The sequence below is a fragment of the Saccharospirillum sp. genome, from assembly GCF_039982735.1.
Lineage (GTDB): Bacteria > Pseudomonadota > Gammaproteobacteria > Pseudomonadales > Natronospirillaceae > Saccharospirillum.
The window spans coordinates 82,151-102,260 of the sequence record NZ_JBDWXV010000017.1 but is presented as its reverse complement, the minus strand read 5'-3'; the positions used below and the strand labels follow the sequence as shown (position 1 = coordinate 102,260).

23 protein-coding genes are annotated in these 20,110 nt (G+C 55.0%); 9 read left to right on the top strand and 14 right to left on the bottom strand.

Annotated elements, in window-relative coordinates; genetic code table 11:
* Positions 1–17 precede the first annotated feature (17 nt).
* Positions 18–1,031, top strand: a complete 1,014-nt coding sequence (locus ABJT94_RS14925; RefSeq protein WP_348477022.1) for a tripartite tricarboxylate transporter substrate-binding protein — start codon at positions 18–20, stop codon at positions 1,029–1,031.
* 120 nt (positions 1,032–1,151) lie between these two features.
* A complete protein-coding gene (locus ABJT94_RS14920) occupies positions 1,152–2,813 on the top strand; it encodes an ethanolamine ammonia-lyase reactivating factor EutA (protein WP_348477021.1) in 1,662 nt (553 codons plus the stop codon).
* A gap of 192 nt (positions 2,814–3,005) precedes the next feature.
* Here ABJT94_RS14920 and ABJT94_RS14915 read toward each other — a convergent pair whose 3' ends face one another.
* From ABJT94_RS14915 to ABJT94_RS14880, 8 genes are all read right to left on the bottom strand, one after another.
* A complete protein-coding gene (locus ABJT94_RS14915; protein WP_348477019.1) occupies positions 3,006–3,644 on the bottom strand; it encodes a cysteine hydrolase in 639 nt (212 codons plus the stop codon).
* 1 nt (position 3,645) lies between these two features.
* Positions 3,646–4,506 carry an NAD(P)-dependent oxidoreductase gene (locus ABJT94_RS14910; protein ID WP_348477018.1) on the bottom strand — a complete coding sequence of 287 codons (861 nt, stop codon included), beginning with the start codon at positions 4,504–4,506 and terminating at the stop codon, positions 3,646–3,648.
* A gap of 13 nt (positions 4,507–4,519) precedes the next feature.
* Positions 4,520–5,026, bottom strand: coding sequence for a hypothetical protein (locus ABJT94_RS14905; protein WP_348477017.1), 507 nt, complete (start codon positions 5,024–5,026; stop codon positions 4,520–4,522).
* Positions 5,023–5,655, bottom strand: coding sequence for a hypothetical protein (locus ABJT94_RS14900; protein WP_348477015.1), 633 nt, complete (start codon positions 5,653–5,655; stop codon positions 5,023–5,025). Before ABJT94_RS14900 ends, ABJT94_RS14905 begins: the two co-directional genes overlap by 4 nt.
* Before the next feature lie 15 nt (positions 5,656–5,670).
* A complete protein-coding gene (locus ABJT94_RS14895) occupies positions 5,671–6,105 on the bottom strand; it encodes a hypothetical protein (protein ID WP_348477014.1) in 435 nt (144 codons plus the stop codon).
* A 39-nt stretch (positions 6,106–6,144) separates the two neighbouring features.
* Complete coding sequence (locus ABJT94_RS14890; RefSeq protein WP_348477013.1) at positions 6,145–6,828, bottom strand: class II aldolase/adducin family protein; 684 nt, start codon at positions 6,826–6,828, stop codon at positions 6,145–6,147.
* Positions 6,829–6,848: 20 nt separating this feature from the next.
* Positions 6,849–7,322 carry a hypothetical protein gene (locus ABJT94_RS14885; protein ID WP_348477012.1) on the bottom strand — a complete coding sequence of 158 codons (474 nt, stop codon included), beginning with the start codon at positions 7,320–7,322 and terminating at the stop codon, positions 6,849–6,851.
* Between the two features lie 63 nt (positions 7,323–7,385).
* Positions 7,386–8,672 carry an aromatic ring-hydroxylating dioxygenase subunit alpha gene (locus tag ABJT94_RS14880; RefSeq protein ID WP_348477011.1) on the bottom strand — a complete coding sequence of 429 codons (1,287 nt, stop codon included), beginning with the start codon at positions 8,670–8,672 and terminating at the stop codon, positions 7,386–7,388.
* Positions 8,673–8,848: 176 nt separating this feature from the next.
* Between ABJT94_RS14880 and ABJT94_RS14875 the strand changes: the two genes are divergently transcribed.
* The 4 genes from ABJT94_RS14875 (at position 8,849) to ABJT94_RS14860 (ending at position 11,393) form a co-directional block, all read left to right on the top strand.
* Positions 8,849–9,166 (top strand): non-heme iron oxygenase ferredoxin subunit, encoded by a 318-nt coding sequence (locus tag ABJT94_RS14875; protein ID WP_348477010.1) that lies wholly within the window; start codon positions 8,849–8,851, stop codon positions 9,164–9,166.
* Between the two features lie 62 nt (positions 9,167–9,228).
* The gene (locus ABJT94_RS14870; RefSeq protein ID WP_348477009.1) at positions 9,229–10,239 is read left to right on the top strand and encodes a 2Fe-2S iron-sulfur cluster-binding protein; all 1,011 of its coding nucleotides are present in this window, start codon (positions 9,229–9,231) and stop codon (positions 10,237–10,239) included.
* A complete protein-coding gene (locus ABJT94_RS14865) occupies positions 10,226–10,858 on the top strand; it encodes a chromate transporter (protein WP_348477008.1) in 633 nt (210 codons plus the stop codon). The genes ABJT94_RS14870 and ABJT94_RS14865 overlap by 14 nt, the downstream gene beginning before the upstream one ends.
* Positions 10,851–11,393, top strand: a complete 543-nt coding sequence (locus tag ABJT94_RS14860) for a chromate transporter (RefSeq protein ID WP_348477007.1) — start codon at positions 10,851–10,853, stop codon at positions 11,391–11,393. Before ABJT94_RS14865 ends, ABJT94_RS14860 begins: the two co-directional genes overlap by 8 nt.
* 5 nt (positions 11,394–11,398) lie before the next feature.
* Here ABJT94_RS14860 and ABJT94_RS14855 read toward each other — a convergent pair whose 3' ends face one another.
* The 6 genes from ABJT94_RS14855 to ABJT94_RS14830 form a co-directional block, all read right to left on the bottom strand.
* Entirely contained in the window at positions 11,399–12,253 is an 855-nt protein-coding gene (locus tag ABJT94_RS14855; protein ID WP_348477006.1) for an alpha/beta hydrolase, read from the bottom strand.
* An 11-nt stretch (positions 12,254–12,264) separates the two neighbouring features.
* Positions 12,265–13,092: a 3-methyl-2-oxobutanoate hydroxymethyltransferase gene (locus ABJT94_RS14850; protein WP_348477005.1), complete on the bottom strand. Its 828-nt coding sequence runs from the start codon at positions 13,090–13,092 to the stop codon at positions 12,265–12,267.
* Positions 13,093–13,175: 83 nt separating this feature from the next.
* Positions 13,176–14,198, bottom strand: a complete 1,023-nt coding sequence (locus tag ABJT94_RS14845; protein ID WP_348477004.1) for an amidohydrolase family protein — start codon at positions 14,196–14,198, stop codon at positions 13,176–13,178.
* A 54-nt stretch (positions 14,199–14,252) separates the two neighbouring features.
* Positions 14,253–14,939, bottom strand: a complete 687-nt coding sequence (locus ABJT94_RS14840; RefSeq protein WP_348477003.1) for a 4-carboxy-4-hydroxy-2-oxoadipate aldolase/oxaloacetate decarboxylase — start codon at positions 14,937–14,939, stop codon at positions 14,253–14,255.
* Positions 14,940–14,975: 36 nt separating this feature from the next.
* Positions 14,976–16,007, bottom strand: a complete 1,032-nt coding sequence (locus tag ABJT94_RS14835) for a GTP-binding protein (protein WP_348477002.1) — start codon at positions 16,005–16,007, stop codon at positions 14,976–14,978.
* Between the two features lie 14 nt (positions 16,008–16,021).
* Positions 16,022–17,131, bottom strand: a complete 1,110-nt coding sequence (locus tag ABJT94_RS14830) for an alcohol dehydrogenase catalytic domain-containing protein (protein WP_348477001.1) — start codon at positions 17,129–17,131, stop codon at positions 16,022–16,024.
* Between the two features lie 208 nt (positions 17,132–17,339).
* Here ABJT94_RS14830 and ABJT94_RS14825 point away from each other — a divergent pair, with 208 nt between their 5' ends.
* The 3 genes from ABJT94_RS14825 (at position 17,340) to ABJT94_RS14815 (ending at position 20,046) form a co-directional block, all read left to right on the top strand.
* A complete protein-coding gene (locus tag ABJT94_RS14825) occupies positions 17,340–17,633 on the top strand; it encodes a hypothetical protein (protein WP_348477000.1) in 294 nt (97 codons plus the stop codon).
* Between the two features lie 74 nt (positions 17,634–17,707).
* Positions 17,708–18,649 carry a hypothetical protein gene (locus tag ABJT94_RS14820; RefSeq protein ID WP_348476999.1) on the top strand — a complete coding sequence of 314 codons (942 nt, stop codon included), beginning with the start codon at positions 17,708–17,710 and terminating at the stop codon, positions 18,647–18,649.
* A gap of 350 nt (positions 18,650–18,999) precedes the next feature.
* Positions 19,000–20,046, top strand: coding sequence for a tripartite tricarboxylate transporter substrate-binding protein (locus tag ABJT94_RS14815; RefSeq protein ID WP_348476998.1), 1,047 nt, complete (start codon positions 19,000–19,002; stop codon positions 20,044–20,046).
* Positions 20,047–20,110 lie beyond the last annotated feature (64 nt).

The window sequence follows — 20,110 nt, the reverse complement described above, 5'->3', positions numbered from 1 at the left end:
AAGTGAGGAGAATGGCAATGAACCATAACCTGATAAAAGGTGCGGTGAAAACGCTGGGCACACTGGCAATCGCATCAATAGTCGGTTTCGGCAGCCAGGCGCTGGCTGAGAGTGGCGATGTAAGCTTCGAGGGTAAAACCGTAAATATTAGCATTCGGTCTACGCCTGGCGGTGGGTATGACACTCATGGCCGATTAATGGCCCGACACATTGGCAAGTATTTGCCCGGTAACCCGAATGTTATCCCAGTGAATCGGCCGGGTGCTGGCGGGGTTGTAGCGGCCAATTACCTCTACAATCAAGCCGATAGTGACGGAACTGAATTGCTGATCGCTGCGCGTGAGATTGCACTGGCAGAGCGGCTTGGTGGACCTGGCATTCGGTATAAGACGCTTGAAATGCCGGTGCTGGGTAGCCCCATCAGTGAAGCTCGCATATTGATGACCCGTGGCGACTCGCCCATTAAAACGCTGGAAGACCTGAGAAATGCCAGCGGCACAGTACTGTTCTCAACCAGTGGCGTTGGCGCCGGGTCAACCCAGATGATCCAGGTCTTGGAACAGGCAGGCTACCCAGCTCAGTTCATTACCGGTTACGAGGGCACCAGCGATCAACTGTTGGCTGCGTTGCGAGGAGAAGTTGAAGGATTCAGCAGCACGTACCCGGGTGCAAAGGATCAGGTTGAAGACGAAGGCCTTAACATCATTGCCAAAATCGGTAACCATCCCGACCTGGTGGACATTCCGGACTTGCGCACTGTGTTGGAAGGTGACGCACGGGCAGCGGCAAATGTCCTTGCTGTGCCATTGATTGCAGGTCGCCCGTTTTTTACGGCACCGGGCACACCACCCGAAGTCGTAGCGGTATTGCGCGAGGCGTTTCGTTTGACAACAGAAGATCCGGATTATATCGACGAACTGTCCCGCTCAGGTGATGAAGTCGGCTTTACTGACCCTGCAGAAATAGAAGAATTGTACCGTGAAATATTCAACGCGTCTGATGCAGTATTGGAACTCTTCAACGAGGAGTAATACTGGCAGGGCCAAAACATACGGAGCGGCATTTTTCGGGCCGTTCCGTCACTTCTTTCAGTCAGTATTTATCCTCTAAAGCAGTGACTCTATCTCGTCTCGTTCACTCAGGAGAGAACCATGCACGACGAGCATTCCCATACCTCTGATCATCACACACACCAGGCTCATGATCATTCCGGTGATCCCCACCACGGCCATTCCCATCATAAAAGCCCAAACCAGTGGCATGACCATGATCACGATCATCACCTGCCCGAAGAAGAGGTGTCGCTGGAGGACAACCCGCTCTGGCAGAGAGACAACGTCGTTCTATGGAGTGTGGGTATTGACATCGGCTCTGCTGGTACACAGATTTTGTTCAGTCGTGTTCAATTGCAGCGCCAGGCTGCCGAGTTATCGAGCCGTTATATAGTGATCAACCGAGAGACCTATTATGAATCTCCGGTCAGTTTAACACCCTATCGCAGTGACACTCTGATTGATGACCGGGCACTGGGTACATTGGTTGATCAGGCATACCACGAAGCCAAGGTTAGGCCGGAAGATATTGACACCGGGGTGGTCATTTTAACCGGAGAAGCGCTGCGTCGTGAAAACGCGCCGCGGATTGCCCGCATACTGTCCGAGAAGTGCGGTGACCTGGTGTGCGCAACGGCTGGGCATCATATGGAAGCCCGCCTGGCGGCCTTTGGTTCAGGTGCGGCCCGTGCCTCATTCGATCGTAACGAGAGAATATTGAACATCGATATTGGCGGCGGCACAACCAAGCTGAGTCTGATAGACAATGGGAAGGTGCTGTCAACCGGTGCTGTTCATGTGGGCGGGCGGCTGCTCGCTGTCTCGGACAAGGGCGTTCTGGAACGCCTTGACCCGGCGGGCCGTAGCCACGCTTTACGAGCAGGTTTTGACTGGCACGTGGGCGATCGGGTTACGGATGAACAGTTGGATAAGGTGGCCGAAGGCATGGCCGACACACTGGTTGAAGCATTGCTGAACAGTGACTCGGAATCTGTTGTTGATTTTTACCTGACCGACATACTGGCATCAAAAGATCTGGTAACAGCAAATAGCGTGGTCTTTTCAGGAGGTGTTGCCGAGTTCTTTTATGGTCGTGAGCACCGGGATTTTGGCGACCTGGGTAGACGCCTGGGAGAGGCTTTGCGCCACCGGGTGGATAGCAAAATACTGCCATGGCATTTGCTCGAAGACAGCCAGGGTATTCGCGCGACCGCACTGGGGGCCTCTGAATACACCACACAATTATCGGGTAATACCTGTTTCCTGACGGATGCCGAGGACCTTGTGCCACGTCGCAATCTTCAGGTTATCAAACCCGATCTCACCCTGGGTGAAGAGGTGGACTCAGCAGGCATAGCACGCAGCATCGCTAGCCATCTGGAGTCCTATGAGTCTGAAACACTGGGCGAAGACGTGGTGATGGCGCTAACCTGGCAGGGGCCTCCCCGATATCAGCGACTGCTGGCCTTTGCACGGGGTATCACCGATGGATTGGCCGATCGAATTAGACAGGGTAAGGCGCTGTACCTGGTGTTGGACGATGATGTCGCCATGACTTTGGGGCAAATATTACGTAACGATCTGAGTATCGCCAATCCGATTCTGGTGATAGACGGTATTCGTCTGGCGGAATTCGACTACATTGACATTGGTCGTGTTCGTCAGCCATCAGCCACCTTGCCGGTAACGATCAAATCCCTGATATTCAATGACACGCTAGGCTCGGCGAAACCGGAGCGCATTCACCACCGGTCGACGTAGGTTGCCATACTCCAGCCGGTTTCATTGATCAGGCCGCTACAAGGCAATATGTGCAGTCAGGTATTCTGACTGCCAATTCGTTACCTGACGGATACTTGGCCCCGAAGATCCAGTTGTGGGTCGACGGGGCCTTGGCTCATGCACAACTGTTCGAGTTGGAAAGAGGCACAGTTGCCGGTCAGCGCGAGCAGTTCATGCGAGCAGCGCTAGTATTTCGCTTACGGTACGCACACGCGACATTCTTGGAAAAATTCGCTGCATGAATTGGTCGTGGTTGTCGGTTTCATTTGAGGTGCAGGCGTCGCTGGCAACCACCAGGTTAAAATCCAGATCGCGCGCGGCATAGGCGGTACTCGCTATCCCGACATCGGTCGAGCCACCGGCCAGAATCAGAGTATCGATACCCCGCGTTCTAAGCGCCAGTTCCAGGTAGGTTTGATAAAAGGCGCTCCAGCGGTATTTTGGAATCAGGTAGTCTTCCCGGTTGGGCGCCAGCTCATCAATGGTGTTAGCCTCCCATGAGCCACCGGCAACCACAGGCTTGAGTTCCGGTGGCGCGTTTAAATCCAATCTGGAAAGCCGGTTATTGGTATCGCGTAGGGTGTGGGCCGTTGTTGCATTGTCCGCCCGGTGGTTGGCCTGAGCATAGGCCACCATTATGTTTTTCTCACGTACCGCGCCGAGCAAATCGGAGGCCGCGGTTACCACGGGAATGTACCTTGGTTTTATGGCGCGGTCGGCATCCTTCACATGTCCATTGAGTAAGTCGAAGAGCAGCAAGGCCGTTCGGGCCGGGTTGATAGCAGGTTCTGGCGTGGGTTGAATTGTCATGTTAATTCAAGCCTCCTTTTTCAGGTGGTAATGCCGTTAAGTGCCAGCCTAGGTAGTCGGCTTCCGGCCCGTGCAACAGCTCTTTCACCATGTCTTTGTCGAGTCGCTTGACGAGTTGGTCGACCTGACCAAACAGGGGCATCGGTATGTCACCGGCCTGGGCCATGTCGAGAGCCAGGTCCATGTCTTTTTCGTGCCAGGTAAAACGGGTTGAATCCCAGCGGCGCAGAGTGCCATTCTCGGCAGGGCATTCCAGTAAGACTTCACGCATGCGTTGTGCATTGATGCCGTAGCGTTTTGCCAGTAACAGTACCTCGTAGTTGGCGACGCAATGGGCCCAGTGCATCATGTTGTTACAGGCTTTACCTATCTGGCCAGCACCGACCGGACCGATGTGATGCACGGCCCTGCTGTAGCAATCGAGTACCGGACGGACGGTCTCAATATCGGCATCGCTGCCGCCGCAGAGGCTTGCCAGAGTGCCTTCCCTAGCACCGACGCGGCCGAAACATACGGGAGCATCAACAAACCCAAAGCCACGCTCACGGCAGGCTTTCGCCAGTGTTTGCATGGTTTTTGGTCCATTGGTAGCGGTTATGACGATGACACTGCCGGCGACACCTTTTTCCAGAATCTCGCGGGTAACCTGCTCAGACTGTTCATCGGTAGCCACCATAACAATGTGCACCTTTGCATGGGTGACGGCACCGGCCAGTGTATTCTGTACATCAACGCCCAACGCAGCGGCAGCATTTCTGCGTTCAGGGTCAACATCAAACCCGGTGACGGTAAAGCCGCCGGCCACAACGTGACGGGCTATGTCGTGGCCCATATCACCCAGGCCGATTAAACTGACGTTCATGAGAGGTCTCCTGTCAAATAAGACGTTCGAGAAGTGAACTTGCAATAACAACAAGTGCACCGGCGAGCAAAGGTAGCGGAAACGCGACCAGCAGCCTCAAGCGCACAAATGAACCACCAAGAAGGGGGACTTCGTAAATCACAACACGATGCAAGGCAAAGATGGTCCAGGCGGTAATGAAGGCGACGAGCCCGGCGGTTGATGCCCCGGCATTGGCGAAGGAGGCGGCCATGGAAAACACCACGACGGGGGCTGCTGGAATGATCAAACCGGTCAGAGTGCCTACCAGAATGGCGATCCAGGGAGAGTTGTCGCTCAGATAGTTGCTGATGATCTGCTCCGGGATTAGCCTGACAATAAAAGCAGCGGCGACCATGGCGACCAGCAGTCGTGGCACCAGAATAATGAATTGTTCAAACGCGCGAGTCAGCCCGGTTCGCAGCGTTCCGTCAGCCCGCTGTATCGAATAGACAATCAGCACCACTGGTATGATGTAGAGCAGTAGTAAGGCAACGTTCATGGTCGCTCCTCCAGATGATCCAGGTCATCCTCATCCGGTGGGAGCCGACTGGCTTTGTCGGGGTCTGTCTTGAGCGTCAGCTCGATGGGTATACGGCGTGCGATGAGGCCAGCGATGATGGGCAAGGGTAGGCTCGCAAGTATACGTACCATCGTGAATTCGGGGCCCATCAATGGCAGATCCCACATGATGGTGCGCTGTAGCCCCAGGGTTGCCCAGCTGGTGATAAAGGCAATTAGAATGCCCCGGTCAGCCCCGGCCGCCGCAAGCACAGCCAGCAACGGAAAGGCCGACGAAGGCCCGCCCAGGGTTATCACGCCGGCAATGGTGGCAAAGACGAGCCCGACCAGGCCGGTGCTGCGACCGACAAAACGAGACAGCGCTTCACGCGGTAACAGCACCCAGATCATCCCGGCCATGGTCAGCGCGGCCAATACTCTGGGCATCATGCCGAGGGCACTGGCGAGGCTGTCGTAACCAGTCGAATAGAAACTGTCAGGCCCCTGAAAATAATAGACCAACCCACCAGTAATGCCGGCAATGCCGGCAAAGGCCCAGAAGCTCACACCAATGCCTTCCGCTAGCAGAGCTTTAAACCATCGCCGCTGCTCCTGGTTCAGTATGCGCATGGCCCGGTTCCCAAGTTAGTCGTGGTGGTGCCCGTGATGGTGGTGATGCCCATGGTGATGGTGGTGACCATGAGCTTCTATTTCAGTAACCATCGCCTCGGCCTGATTCATACCTTCGAGCAAGGCCTCCATCATCGCTTTCATGGGGTTGGCATCTGCCGGAATCTGACCGGCCAGAAAACCCGCCAGTCGTGCGAAGACCACGGCCTGGCTGAACACGCCGTCCATGCGTTCACCGGCGGGAATGTGTACAGCATCGGTCAGGCTGCGTGTCAGGGCCGCATTGAACAGTGTGTCCATATAGGCTGCTCTGGCGCGCGGATCCATGGGCTGTTGGTTGCCCTGTTCGAGACTGTGCTCGGGGGTGATACCCAGTTGGCTGGTGGTTTCCAGCAGTCGCTCAAAGAGCTGGTCGTCCAATGGATCGTCGTGTTCAAAATCACCGCACATGGCAGGACTCCTTTAATGGGATCAGTAACACAGTGTGCGTTACTGAAGGTTGTATTTGGCTTTGAAAAAGCCCCAGCACTTTTCATAGAGTGCGCGCTTTGACAACCCTTTGCGACTGCCTTCTATTTCTGCATCAGAAAATTCATAGGCGCCACCGAGTGGTGCACAACGGACTTGTCGTTCGGCATTCATTTCAAGATAGATGGCCAGCACGGCTGCTTCCAACAAGTCTTCTGCGACCGTTACGCAGCCGTGGGCTTTCATTAACGCGGCTTTGCCGTTACCCAGCAATTCAGCCACGGCGGTGGCCGTTTCAGTGTTGCTGATTGAGCGGGGGCTGTCGAAGACGGGCACATTTCCCGGCACGGCACCTTGCGGGAAGACGACTTTATAGGGTTCACTGGCACTGGTTAACAGGGTTGACCATTCCGGGTGACCATGGACGACCGCTTTTACATCGGGGCGCGCACGATAGACCGCCAGGTGCAGGGCCAGTTCATTCGGGGGACGTAACTGGTCTTCATCCACACTGCCGTCCGCATTCACGGTGACCAGGTCGGCCGGAGTCAATGCACAGCGAAGGGAGTCGGCGCTGTTGATCAGGATGCGACCATCACTCAGCCGAATACTGGCGTGGCCGTTAAAGTCAATGACGCCGTATCGTTCAAGCAGATGTATGGTGGTAATTAAAGTCTGTTCAGGAGTGTGACTGGCTGATGTCATGGAAGCCTCCGTCGTTGAGTTCAGGCGCGCACGGCGCGCAGTGATTCGATCAGCGTATCGGTGTCGGTATCGGTGACCAGTGATACGGTGACTCGCCGGGTGCAAGCCAGCACCGGATTAAGGTCTGTTTCATCAGGTGGCTCGAGTACAAAACCGGACGTCATGATGCGACGCCTTGAACAGGCTTCACCGATCCTCTCAATCGACTCTGTATCGCTGTCTGAGGTGATCAGCAATACCATCACGTCGAGCTGATCCAGGGCGTCATCAAGTGGGACCCGCCTTGCTTCCTGGCCACTGTACAACTCAAGATGTCCGGCCGTGTATAAACCCATGACCGTGTTGTTCCAGCTCAGTTGCTGCAGTTCGGCAAGGGGAGTCAGTGCCTGTCTACCCAGCGCCAATACAAGCGTTTTACGAGTTCTCGAATTGGGCTGTGCGATGCGAAACCGGCTTTCTGCAGCAGAGGTCGCCCGCATGGACTGTGTCATCATGGTGCCATCTCCTGAATCCGGTGGTACTTGAAAACGGAGCCGGTTTTGCCGGCCCCGCTGTCCTCAGACGGAGGTATGGGGGACACCCTTGCGTGCTTTGAGGTCTTCCACACAGGCTGTTTCGAAAGCCTGATCTCTCGGTAGAACAACGGAGACCGAGCGCACTCTATGATCTTCAGGTTGAACACCCGGAGGCTGCTGGTCTTTGTCCTTCAGGGCGATGGCCGCTTTACGCAACATTTGTCGTGCCATGATGATGCCGTTGTCGGTGGACACCAGATTCTCCTTGGTGCGATCGATGATCGGCCCCATGCTTTCCTGAAGGGAGGAGTCCTGAATGGCAATCCCTTCCACGCCACTGTAAGTACGGCCTTCTTTTTGGGCCTGGCGGTCTATCAAGTAGTCGTTGGTTTTGTTGGCTTTGGGGATGTAGGTGCCCGGTACATATTCACAGTGAATGCCCTTGCCGGCCTCCATGGCTTCGCGCTCCGTCGCCGACAACGCTCGGTTGGGATGGTAGTCGAAACTCCAGGCCCAGCAATTTTCGTCGTCAATGGGTATCCAGAAATGGCCATGAACCGGGTGGTCACCACGAGGGGGGACCATGGTGAAACACGGCATGATCCACGGCGTAATGCGCCAGTAGTACTGTTCGTTTTCGGCGTTGCGGCGTGCACCAACCCACAGGCCTGCATTGTGTTTGGCGACTTCGAAGAATGGCATTTTATCAGCAAGGTTGTACTGGTTGCCCTTGGCACCCTTGAACAATGGGTCGGTGTTCAAGTTCCCGCTGTGCAGGAACGAGACGTGGCTTGAATCAATGCCGCCCTCCATAGCCTGGAGCCAGTTGCTTTCCTGGAACCGTTTTGAGGTAAAGGTCTGTTCGGCGGGGACGACGGCAAACTCATATTCGGGGGGTGCCGGCTGCAAGTCTTTTGGTCCCATGTAGGTCCAGAGAATATCGCCAACCTTGATCAGTGGGTAAGCCTGCAATTTTATTTTCTCACAAAACCCGCTTTCGGCAGGCTCGGAGGGTACATCGACGCAATTGCCTTCAACGTCATATTTCCAGCCATGATAGGGGCAACGCAAACCGCCTTCTTCGTTACGTCCGAACCAGAGAGAAACTCCCCGGTGCGCACAGAATTCATCCATCAATCCATAGCGACCATCGCTGTCGCGAAACGCAATCATGCGCTCAGAGAGCAGCTTAACGCGTACTGGCGGGCAATCGTCTTCAGGCAATTCCTCAGCCAGCAGGGCGGGTAACCAGTACCGGCGGAACAGGTCGCCCATAGGGGTGCCTGGGCCAGTTTGGGTAAGCAATTCATTAACTTCTGTGCGGAGCATTGTTGTTGTCCTCCTGCCGCTCAGTGGTAGCCACGCTTTATTGCGTTGAGGTGGCCAGTAGGCGGTGACCGGGTCTTTTGGGCTGTTTTTGTATTTGTCCCTATATACGGAACGACGTTCTTGATATGTTTGAATCTACATGGTAAAACTGGTTCCGTCAACTTGTGGAGGTAGTTATGTCAGAAACATCCAATCGTGTCAGAGTGTGCAGTACTGAGGATGTGATGCCCGGAGAAGGCCATTATGTCGAGGTCGATGAGCTTGAGCTGGCCGTCTTTAACGTTGCTGACAAGTATTTTGTAACTGACAACCAGTGCACGCACGGTCCGGGTTCACTGTCGGAAGGGTTTCTCGATGGAACGGTTATCGAGTGCGACTTTCATGGCGGTGCGTTTGATGTCTGCACTGGGGAAGTGGTTGCCGCCCCCTGCATGGTGCCGCTGAAAACCTATACGGTGACTCTGGAAGGCAACGACATCATGATCGATGTGTGAGCCTGCTAATTGGCTGGCAAAGTGCGATTTCCAACAATAAGAACTGATATAGGACGCTCTCTATGGCTCAAATCACGATCGACGGCAGCACTCCAGTCACCTTTCACTGTGATGAAACCGATACGATTATGCGCGCCGCGTTGCGCAGTGGCATTGGGTTTCCCTACTCCTGCAATGTAGGTGCCTGTGGCAATTGCCGTTTCCAGCTGCTGGAAGGTGAAGTTGAGCATGTACAGACGAGCCCCCGGGCCTGGACCGAGCGGGATGAAAAGCGGCAACGTTATCTGGGGTGTCAGGCTCGTCCGAAAACTGACTGCCGGATCAAGCTTCGTACCGATGAGCAATACGAACCCGGCACTCGCCCGTTGCCGGCGATGGCCAGGTTATTGGCCAAAACCGCGTTAACGCACGACATGACCGAGTTCGCACTTGAACTGGATACGCCGCTGTCGTTCCTGGCCGGCCAGTACGCGTTGCTCGGTACCCCGGCCATAGACAGCCCGCGGGCTTATTCCATGTGTAATGTCTCGGGTGGTGACACGCAGTGGAATTTTCAGATCAAGCGGGTACCCGGTGGTGCCATGACCGAACAGCTGTTCGACCACCTGCAACCGGGCGATACGCTGACCTTTGACGGGCCCTTTGGTACCGCCTACCTGCGCGAGGACTCCGACCGCGACATTCTTTGCCTGGCGGGCGGTTCCGGACTATCGCCCATGATCGCGATTGCCCGGGCGGCGGCAGAACATCCGCAATTAAGGCAGAAACGGCTCGATTTTGTCTTTGGCGGGCGCCGTCCTGAAGATATGTGTGGTGAAGACTTGCTCGGTGAGCTGCCGGGTTTTGGGACGACGTTGCATTACCATCCGGCCATTTCAGAGGATGTTCCAGCTGACGAGTGGGTAGGGCTGCGTGGTTTTGTACACGATGTTGCCTCGCAATTATTTGGAGAAGAATTGCGCGACAGGGAAATCTACTTTGCCGGTCCGCCCCTGATGGCCCAGGCTGTGCAAAAAATGCTGTTTGACCTGAAAGTGCCGTTCGACCAGGTTCACTTTGATGAGTTCTACTGAGCCGGGGAATAATAGTGTAAAAAAGATTGTGGCTTCAGGCCCGGTGCCGGCCACACCCGTTCCTTTGTTATCACTGGCGCTGGTCTTCCTGAAAATGGGTGCCCTGACTTTTGGCGGCATGTGGGCCGCCTTCAGTCGTATCGAGGCCGATCTTGTACATACGCGTGGCTGGATCAGTGCGGATACACAACGTGCCATGATGATCACGGCCGCTCTGATTCCGGCGCCAAAATTTCTCGCTTTTGGTGGTATGGTTGGCTATCGGCTACGCGGTTTTACCGGCAGTGTCGTCTCGCTGGTATGCCTCATGATTCCGGGGTCATTGCTGGTTTTGGCCGGTGCCATGCTACTGCGCCAGGGTGCTGAAGGGACGTTACTCGCTGCTGTGCAGCACAGCATTACGCTGGGCATCGTTGGTTTGTTGCTGGGCAATGCCGCTAATATGGCACAAAGCTCCCGGTTGAAAGGGTGGCGATTGTTCGCCGGAATTTTCATAGCCGTGATGATCCCTCTGATGACGCTGGTGTTTGGTGTGCCGTTACTGGTGATGGCGCTGCTGGGACTTGTGTCGGGCGCCATCGTTATTCGGCCCCAGCAGGAGTCAGACGAGCATGGATAATGGCGTTGGCTTTTTGGGCGTGTTGGGGCTGGTCATGCTCAGTACGCTTTTTTCGATTGGCGGAGGCAATGGTCAGGTCGCGATGATTCAGGGGCAGTGGGTCAGCAATGGCTTGCTCGACCCTGCTTTGTTTGCCTGGGCTTTTGCACTGGGTCATTTCACTCCGGGGCCCAAAGTCAGCTTTGTGACGGCGATTGGGTATTACATGGCCGGAATTCCGGGTGCGATCGCGGCTATGATCGGCATTGTGATCCCAACGTCTTTGGGCGCTTCTCTGGCATCTCACTGGTACCAGCGTTTTCAACGAATCATCAATCACGTCAGCATTTCGGCGTCTATGGTGATTGCGGGCATGATGTCGACGGCGGCCATTGGCCTGGCGCAACCACTTGATCTTTCCTGGATTGAACTGACCGGCATTGCGCTGGTGACCTTTCTGGTCGTGTGGCGCCGGCCCGACCCCGTGCTCATTGTTCTCGGCAGTGGGGTGGTTGGGGCTGTTGTCTGGTTTGCCGGGTCAGCCCTGGCGGGCTGACCTTGTTACAGCGTTACGCTGTGCAGATAGTCGATGATGCGCTGCGGCGCAGTGTGTTCAGTCTGCTCTTCGGGGGTCACATCCCAATAGTCTGCCTGTGCCGAACATTCCTCAATAAACCGCGCAGCTGAAACCGCATGGGCGTTGTCTTTCCCGGGTATGATCAAGGTTGGAATGGACAGCTGCATCAGATCTTCCGGTTCAAAGCCGGGTACACTGTCGCGGTCGATCAGAGTCCGTAAGGTGCTGGCGACAATCAGTTTGTAATGATCGGCACTCTGCAACGCAAAGCGTTCCGCAAAATCGGCATCGTTTCTGATAGCCGGTCCCCACGGCCCCTGACGAGGGTCTTTACCAAAGCCCTGGGTTGTTGAACGGGCAAGATCGATGACCGCCTGTAACCCCTCCGATTCAACAAAGGCCGTATGGATGGCAAAACGACGGTAGGCATTCAACCGAAAACCGGCGCCACCGACTGGCCAGTACTGCACCATGCTGAGGGTGCGCTCCGGGTAGGTGGTGGCAAAGGCGGCAACTGGACAGCAACCCATACACCCGCCGATCAGATGTGCCCGGTCGATGTTCAGGTGGTCGAGCAGTGACCTGCCTTGTTCGAGATAGTGCGACCAGGTCAGGCGCTCAACGCGTCCTCCGGATTGGCCGGTTTCACGGCGGTCGAACAGGATGCAGGTAAAATGGGCCGGCAAATAGTCGAGCAATTTAATGCGAGCATAGACACCGAGGTTTTCCCATTTGTCCATGGAGGCGTCAAACCCGCCGGGTGCAAACATCAGCAGCGGGGGGCCACTGCCCAGGGTACGGTACTCGGTACGAATGCCGTTCAGAATGGCACTAGGCATAACAGGTCTCCTCAGGGCTTGGCCGGTGGTGCGCCTTTGATTTGTTTGCCCGCACAAACGTCGGCTTTGAATTCGCTGAGGGCATCAAAGGTGATTTTAGCGACGTTGGCGTAGGTGTCGATGTCAGCGTCCAGATGCTTGGCCGAATAGCCGATCGCAGCATGTGCCATACGCACCCGACCGTCGAGCCAGGGGCCGCCACCGAAACCGCCAATCACCGGAATCGATACGGCTTCAACGACTTTGGGGCCAACAACGGGGCCTGAGTTGGTGAAATCGAGCAGTGCTGCGCCAGCGGCTTCTAGCTCTTTCGCTTCGCCTATGAGGCGGTCCAGCATGGCTGGGGGCACTTGAGCACCGGCAGTGGCCATGGCGCTGTATTCCATACCATACTGCAGGGCGGTTTGCGGGGTAATGCCAAACTGAGCCCAGACGGGAATGCCGGCACGAACCAGTGCGGTGACGGCTTCCGGGAAGTCCGCAGCGCCATCAAGCTTGATCAGGTCGACACCGGCTTCCTTGACCATACGAATAGCCGCACGAACGGCTGAATCAACGCCTTCCTGCAAAGGGCCATAAGGAAAGTCGGCACTGACCAGCGCGCGCTTTGTGCCTCGTCTGACCGCCTGAGTAACTGTGATCATCTGGTCCATTGTGATTTCAAACGGATTGGGCTGACCCCAAAGGTTCATGCCGACGGTGTCACCAACCGAGATAATGTCGACGCCGACCCGGTCAACGATCTGAGCCATCTGGTAATCCCAGGTAACCACGCCGACGATTTTTTCACCTCGGTCTTTTTTCTGCTGCAGCGATTGCAACGTCACTTTGTTGCTCATGTAATATCCTGTTATTCAGTGGCTACCTCGCCGGGCACTCAAACAGCCCGGCTTTATGGATTGCCCGATAAATGGGTTGCAGGTCATAGCCCGCGTGCGGCTAACAAGCTGTCTACCCTCGGATAGACTTTACGTACATTGCCTTCGAAGACTTTGTGACGGTCGGCGTCCGATAAGGGAAGCGAATCGACGTAGCGCTTCGTATCATCGAAGTTGTGGCCAGTCTCCGGGTCGACGCCTTTTACCGCGCCAAACATTTCCGAGGCAAACAGGATGTTGTCGACATCAATCACCTCAAACAGCAAATTAATGCCCGGTTGATGATAGACGCACGTGTCAAAATAGACATTGCGCATGATGTGTTCCGATAACGGAGGCCGGTTCAGCATGTCCGCCAAACCCCGGTAGCGTCCCCAGTGGTAGGGTACGGCGCCCCCGCCGTGAGGAATGATCAGCCGCAGCTCCGGAAAGTCTTTGAACAGGTCTCCTTCCAGAAATTGCATGAAGGCACTGGTGTCTGCATTCAGGTAATGCGCACCGGTCGTGTGGAAGTTTGAGTTGCATGACCCGGAGACATGAATCATCGCCGGCACATCCAGTTCAATCATCTTTTCATAGAATGGATACCATGCCCGGTCGGTCAGCGGCGGACCGGACCAGTGGCCTCCGGAAGGATCCGGATTCAGGTTACAGCCAACAAAACCCAGCTCGGTGACACACCGTTCCAATTCATCAACCGAATGACTGATCGGGACGCCAACGGACTGCGGTAGCTGGCAAACACCGATAAAAGTTTCGGGAAACAGACCGGTAACCCGGTGTATCAGATCGTTGTTGATCCGGGTCCAGGTTTTTGAGACGGCTTCATCACCAATGTGATGTGCCATAGCCGATGCTTTTGGAGAGAATATCGTCATGTCGGCACCGCGTTCGCGCAATGCTTTCAACTGATTGTTTTCGATCGACTCGCGAATCTCATCATCAGACACCGACGCCAGGCTTGGGGCAGGGCTGGAAGGGTCTTTGAAATGCGCAATCTGAGCGTCGCGATAACGTTGTAACTGACCCGGTGCGGTGGTGTAGTGACCATGGCAATCGATGATCATCGTGCTACTCCTGTTTCAAGTTGGCAGCCGTTGGGTACGGGCGAGTGAATGGGGTTACAGGTCATCGGCACTGTCGAGATAGACAAGACCTTTGTCGGCCAGGCGCGGACGCATGTTGTTCATGTCCAGACCCAGCTCACCCTTTTTGTAACGTGCGCGTATGCCGGCTTCCTTCTCATCGCGTGCTTTCGAAAGCCCGAGTACCTGGTCTGCTTCCGAGCGAGCTACAATGACCACACCATCGTCATCTGCAACCACCATGTCACCGGGGTTAACGATCTGGCCACCGCAGACCACCGGTATGTTCACGCTGCCGAGTGTTTCCTTGACAGTTCCCTGAGCTGAGACACACTTGGACCAGACCGGGAACCCCATGGCGCGCAAGTCTGCGATATCGCGGCATCCTGCATCAAGAATCAACCCTTTAATCCCCCGGGCCTGCATCAGTGTGGCGAGAAGGTCGCCAAAATAGCCGTCTTCACAGTGCGATGTGGGTGCAACGACCATCACGTCCCCCGGCTGGCATTGTTCGATGGCGACATGGATCATCCAGTTGTCACCGGGCGGTATCGAGACGGTAACCGCCGGACCGGCAATGTGGGCGCCGGGGTAGATCGGGTTCATATTCGGAGCGAGCAGCCCCTTGCGACCCTGGGCTTCATGCACCGTGGCTACGCCCAGTGTCTGGAACGCATCCGCATGCGGTGCACGGGGAATGTTTTTGATCACAACATGTCTCATGAGTTGGGAACTCCTGTACCTTTGTTCGCCTTGTTATTAGAGGTTAGCCCGGCATCTTTCCAGTGCTGTCTGTAACGCATCGGGATCGAGCTGCCGGCCAATCCATACGATGGTTGTCTGGCGTTTTTCATCCGTTGCCCAGGCTCGCTGGAAGTCGCCTTCCACTATCATGTGAACGCCGTGGAAGACCATTTTTCTCGGTTCACCGGCAACATTGACGATGCCTTTCACCCGCAAAATGGTCTGCCCCTGCTCAGCGAGAAACGCCGTTAGCCAGGTCGACAGGCATTCGGCATCCATCGGTGCATCCAGCTTGATAACACAGCTGGTGATACCACTGAGGTGAGCAGGGTGATCATGTGAGCCGTGATCATGGTCGCAATCATTGTCATGCTGGTGGCCAGGCTGCCCATGCGGTGGATTGCCATCAGGCGGTGTTAGCCCATCCAGTCGTGCCAGATCAAACCGGCCCTGGTTCAGAATGGCCGAGAGGTCAATGCCGGCCCGTTTGGTGGTAAAACGTCGGGCAAAAGGATTGAGCTTGGTAAGCAGCTGTAACCGTTGTTCGATCACCTCGGGTGATACCAGATCGGTTTTGTTAAGGATGATCTGGTCGGCAAAGGCAATTTGCTCGGCCGCTTCCGAGCCCTGTTCGAGGCTTTGCGGCAAATGTTTGGCATCAACCAGGGTAGTAATACTGTCGAGTAGAAAATGCCGTTGGATTTTCGGGTCGACAAAAAACGTTTGGGCAACCGGACCGGGGTCGGCCAGTCCGGTGGTTTCAATGATGACAGCGTCAAAATCGATCTGACGATCAATAAGCCGGTGCAGGGTTTCGATCAGATCTCCCCGCACGGTGCAACAGACGCAGCCATTGTTCATTTCGAACAGGTCTTCGTCGCTCGAGATTACGAGGTCACCATCGATCCCGGCCTCACCAAACTCATTGATGATAACGGCATAACGGTGATGCACGTCCTCGCTCAATATACGGTTCAGCAACGTTGTCTTACCGGATCCGAGGAATCCGGTAAGCAGGGTGACCGGGATGCGTTCTAGAGACGTCATAACCAGTTGCTGCCTTACATCCAGGGCATCAACGAGACATGAATGACGTCTTTCTCGCCCTGACCACCGACCGACTTAATGGCCCATTCCGTATCCTTCAAACCAAAGCGGTGCGTCGTAATCAGCTCCAGCGGGAACCGCTTGGATGCCAGTTGCTGCAACGCCAGTTCACAGGACTCGTAGTTGTGGCCCCGTGCCGCTTTGATGGTGATGTATTTGTTGGCGATCTTGCCCAGTGGGAAATTCGGGAAGTCGGCCATTTCACCCTGAATCAACAGGGTGCCACCTTTGCGTTTTAGAGCTTCAATACCGAGCAATACCGGTATGGTGCCGGCACCGGCGGTACAATCGAGCGACACATCGACGCCTTCACGGCTGGTAATTTCCATGATGCGTTCCAGCGGGTCTTCCTCATCCACAATAATGGTGTAATCAGCCCCGAGTTTTTTCGCCACCTCAAGCCGCGCCCTGTCCTTTGACGTGCCGGTAATGATGATCAGCGACGCACCGGCTTGTTTGCAGGCCACGGTTTGTGCCAGGCCCTGCTGGCCAGGACCCTGAATCAGTACCCGCGAGTTATAGCCAACCTGACAGTCAAACAGGGCCCACTGAATGCCATTGGCCATGGGTGTCACAATGCCCGCCAGTTCTGCTGAGACGCCGTCTGGTACTTTGTGCAGTACGGCATTCCAGGGCAGGTACATGTATTCGGCAAATCCACCCCAGAGATAAGGTTCGCGTTTAAGCGGTGTATAACCGTAGCGAATGGCATCCGGGTTTTTGCGCCAGTCTGTTCCAGCGCACAGGCGGTATTCCCCTTTATGACACCACTCGCACTTGAAGCAGGGTACGTAGTGTTCGACAAATACCATGTCACCTTCTTTGACCCCTTTGCGCGCCATGAATTGCGAGCCTGCTTTGGTGATGTAACCGATGTTTTCGTGGCCCATGATGACCGGATCATCGGAAGGCGGATTGCTGTAGAGCTTTACATCGGTACCGCAGATTCCCGCCACTTCCACTTTCATCAACGCGCCATCATCAGGCACCTCGGGCATCGGGAAGGATTGGATCTCGGTGGTATTGGCTCGGGTGCGCACTGCGGCTCTGACTTGCTCGGACATAATGCCTCCGCCCGTAACATCGGGTCTTTGAAGTGGAGTGTTGGGTTATCCGCTGGGTAGCGTTTCTTGTATTGCACGGAGCTTAGCAAGTATAATTCCCCTGTGCAAAACAATGTTCACTATAAAGGAATATAATTCATCAGGTTAGATGAAGAACAGAGAGTTCCATGTTGTGTACAGAACCCCGACATTCAGACAGGTGAATTGCATGTTGCAGCCGTTTCATCAACCAGCCCGGTCCAGTTCAGAACAGGTGGAATCATGGACGCGAGATCGTTTTGATTTGAGTAGCGACGCTGTGGTGGTAGTTGCCGATGTTCGCTGTCAGGTGCCGGGGTGTCCGCCGCGGGAAACCCTGGTCGCTTTCTGGCAACCGGGGGGCGTGCGCTACCGGTACAAGGTGTTCAAACCAGTAGCAGAGGTTGTAGAGGCAGACGTACCAGTTAAGTGGCTGTTGCCATCACTGGAAGACGTTGCCGGCCTGGGATGCGAGTGCTGCTGAATAACGAGATGCACGGCAATCCTGCATGAATCGCTCAGTTTGCAACTGACTGTAAAAATTATGGAGAAGTCACCATGACGCGTACTTTGAAAACACTGACACGAACCCAGGGTAATAATTACGCCATCAAACAGGGTGACCTGCAGCCAGAAGGGTTCCGCTTTGAGTTTGAAGAGGTGAATCCGTTGCCAAAAGGCTTTCGCCGGATGGTTCGAAACCTGGATTTCGATGTTAGCGAGATGGCACTGACCACCTATTTATGTGCGCGTGAGCATGGTGTGCGCTTTACGGCTTTACCGATTTTTCTGGTCCGAGAGTTTCATCATGGCGCCATCCTCCATAATCAGCAGGCGGGTTTCAAACATCCCAAAGATCTCGAAGGCCAGAGGGTAGGGGTTAACCGGGGTTACACCGTTACGACCGGGGTCTGGGCAAGAGCGATTCTGGAACGGCAATACGGCGTCGATCTCAACAGTATTACCTGGGTCTTGTCGGGCGACGAGCACGTTGAGTCCTGGCAAGCGCCGGGTAACGTTGTACCACTGGCGCCGGGGCTAAACATGGAGGAAGAGCTGGCCAGTGGTCGACTGCCCGCAGCAATTGGCGTCAAGGTGGACCACCCGGAGGTTGAAACCCTGATTCCCAACGCCTACGACGTTAGCCTGAAGGCTCTGAAAGAAACCGGCCTGTACCCAATCAATCACTTGATGGTAATCCGCGATGACGTGCTTGCCGAGTATCCGGAGGTGGCCAAAGCCGTGTTTGATACCTTTGTTGAGTCCAAGACCCAATACCTCCGTCAACTCAACGCGGGGGTCTGGTCGCATTCGTTTTCGACCGACCAACTGCACCGGGATGTAACGCCCATTCTAGGCGACCCGTTGCCTTACGGCATTGAGCCGAACCGGCCCATGCTTGACCTGCTGGTTTCTCAGGCACTGCGCCAGGGAATTCTCACCAGAAAGGTCAGCGTTGATGAAGTGTTTGCTGCCGGTACACGTCACCTGACCGGTTGACCTATGGGCATAAAAAAGGCGCCGTTAGCGGCGCTTTTTTTATGCCTGGAAACCCGGTTCTGGTGGCGACTTTTCGGCCCGAAGAACGCCATGAGAAGGTGGTTTCAAAACCAGAAGGTGATGATTCGTGTTGACTTCGAATTGCAACTTGCTATGGTAATCCATACCTCTATGGTGACTGTTGTTCATTATAGAGGAACGATCCGAGCAAAAACAAGGACATAGCGCCACATCAGCGATGACTGGTGAGCGCGGACAAGGTGTAGCCGCCGGATTGAATGAACCAGTTCATATGGTTCGCACGACCCAAGCCCGTACAACAATAATTTTTTGGCGCAAAGGTGCATTCAATGAAAAATACACTGTTCCGAACTGCGACGGCTTTGGCCGTTATGATTCCTACCTTGTTCATGGCCGGTCAAAGCCAGGCAGAAGATCTCTCTGCTGCTGAAGCATTCTACGACGGCAACACGATCAACTGGATCGTCCCCTATTCACCCGGCGGTGGTTACGACGAGTATTCCCGGTTGATTATTCCCTACTTTGAAAAATACACCGGGGCCAGGGTTCGCTTACAGAACAACCCGGGGGCGGGTGGAATGCGCGGTGCGAACGATATTTATCGTGCACCGAAAGACGGCCTGACCGTTGGTATCGTCAATGGCAGCGCACTGGTGACGAATCAGTTGGCGGACATTGAAGGCGCGATTTATGAGTTTGAAAACTATGGCTTTCTGGGCCGCATGGTTGCCGATCAGCGCGTGCTGGCCATTTCAACAACAGGTGAGTTCGATACCATTGAAGAAATGCTGGAAGCCGGATCCACCTTCAAGATTGGGGCGACTGGCCTGGGTGGCAGCACCTATGTGGATGCTCTGGTTGCCGGTGAACTGTTTAATCTGGATCAGGACATCATTCATGGCTTCGATAGCTCTTCCGTGATTCGCCAGGCCATGTTGCGTCGTGACATCGTTGGCATGTGGGGTTCTTATGGCAGCGCTATCCAGGACGTTGAAGATGGCATGCAAAAAATCGTTTTGCAGTCGGGTCAGGAGCGCACCGACGCCATTCCCGATGCACCCACTGTGCTGGAGCTTGCTGAGCGCATGCAAGTAGGGGACGAAAAAATGGCGGTGCTGCGCGCCTGGCAGGGGTTGAATGATGTTGGTCGGCCGGTTGTTACTCCTCCTGGTATTCCTGCAGACCGCCTGGCATTCCTCCAGCGTGCTTTTGAGCAGGCAATGAACGACCCCGAGATGATTGAAGAAGCTCAAAGTTCAGGTCGTGACCTGACATTCGCCAATGGTGAGCGGATGGCACAAATTGCCACCGATGCTGCCGTAATGCCCGAGTCGGCAGAAGCCTTCTTTGTCGAGGCAGTAGCAGGCGGAATCTAACGTCTGTTTATTGTCGTGCAGGCATCAGTGCTGGTGGTTTCTGACCAGATCGATGCCTGCCATT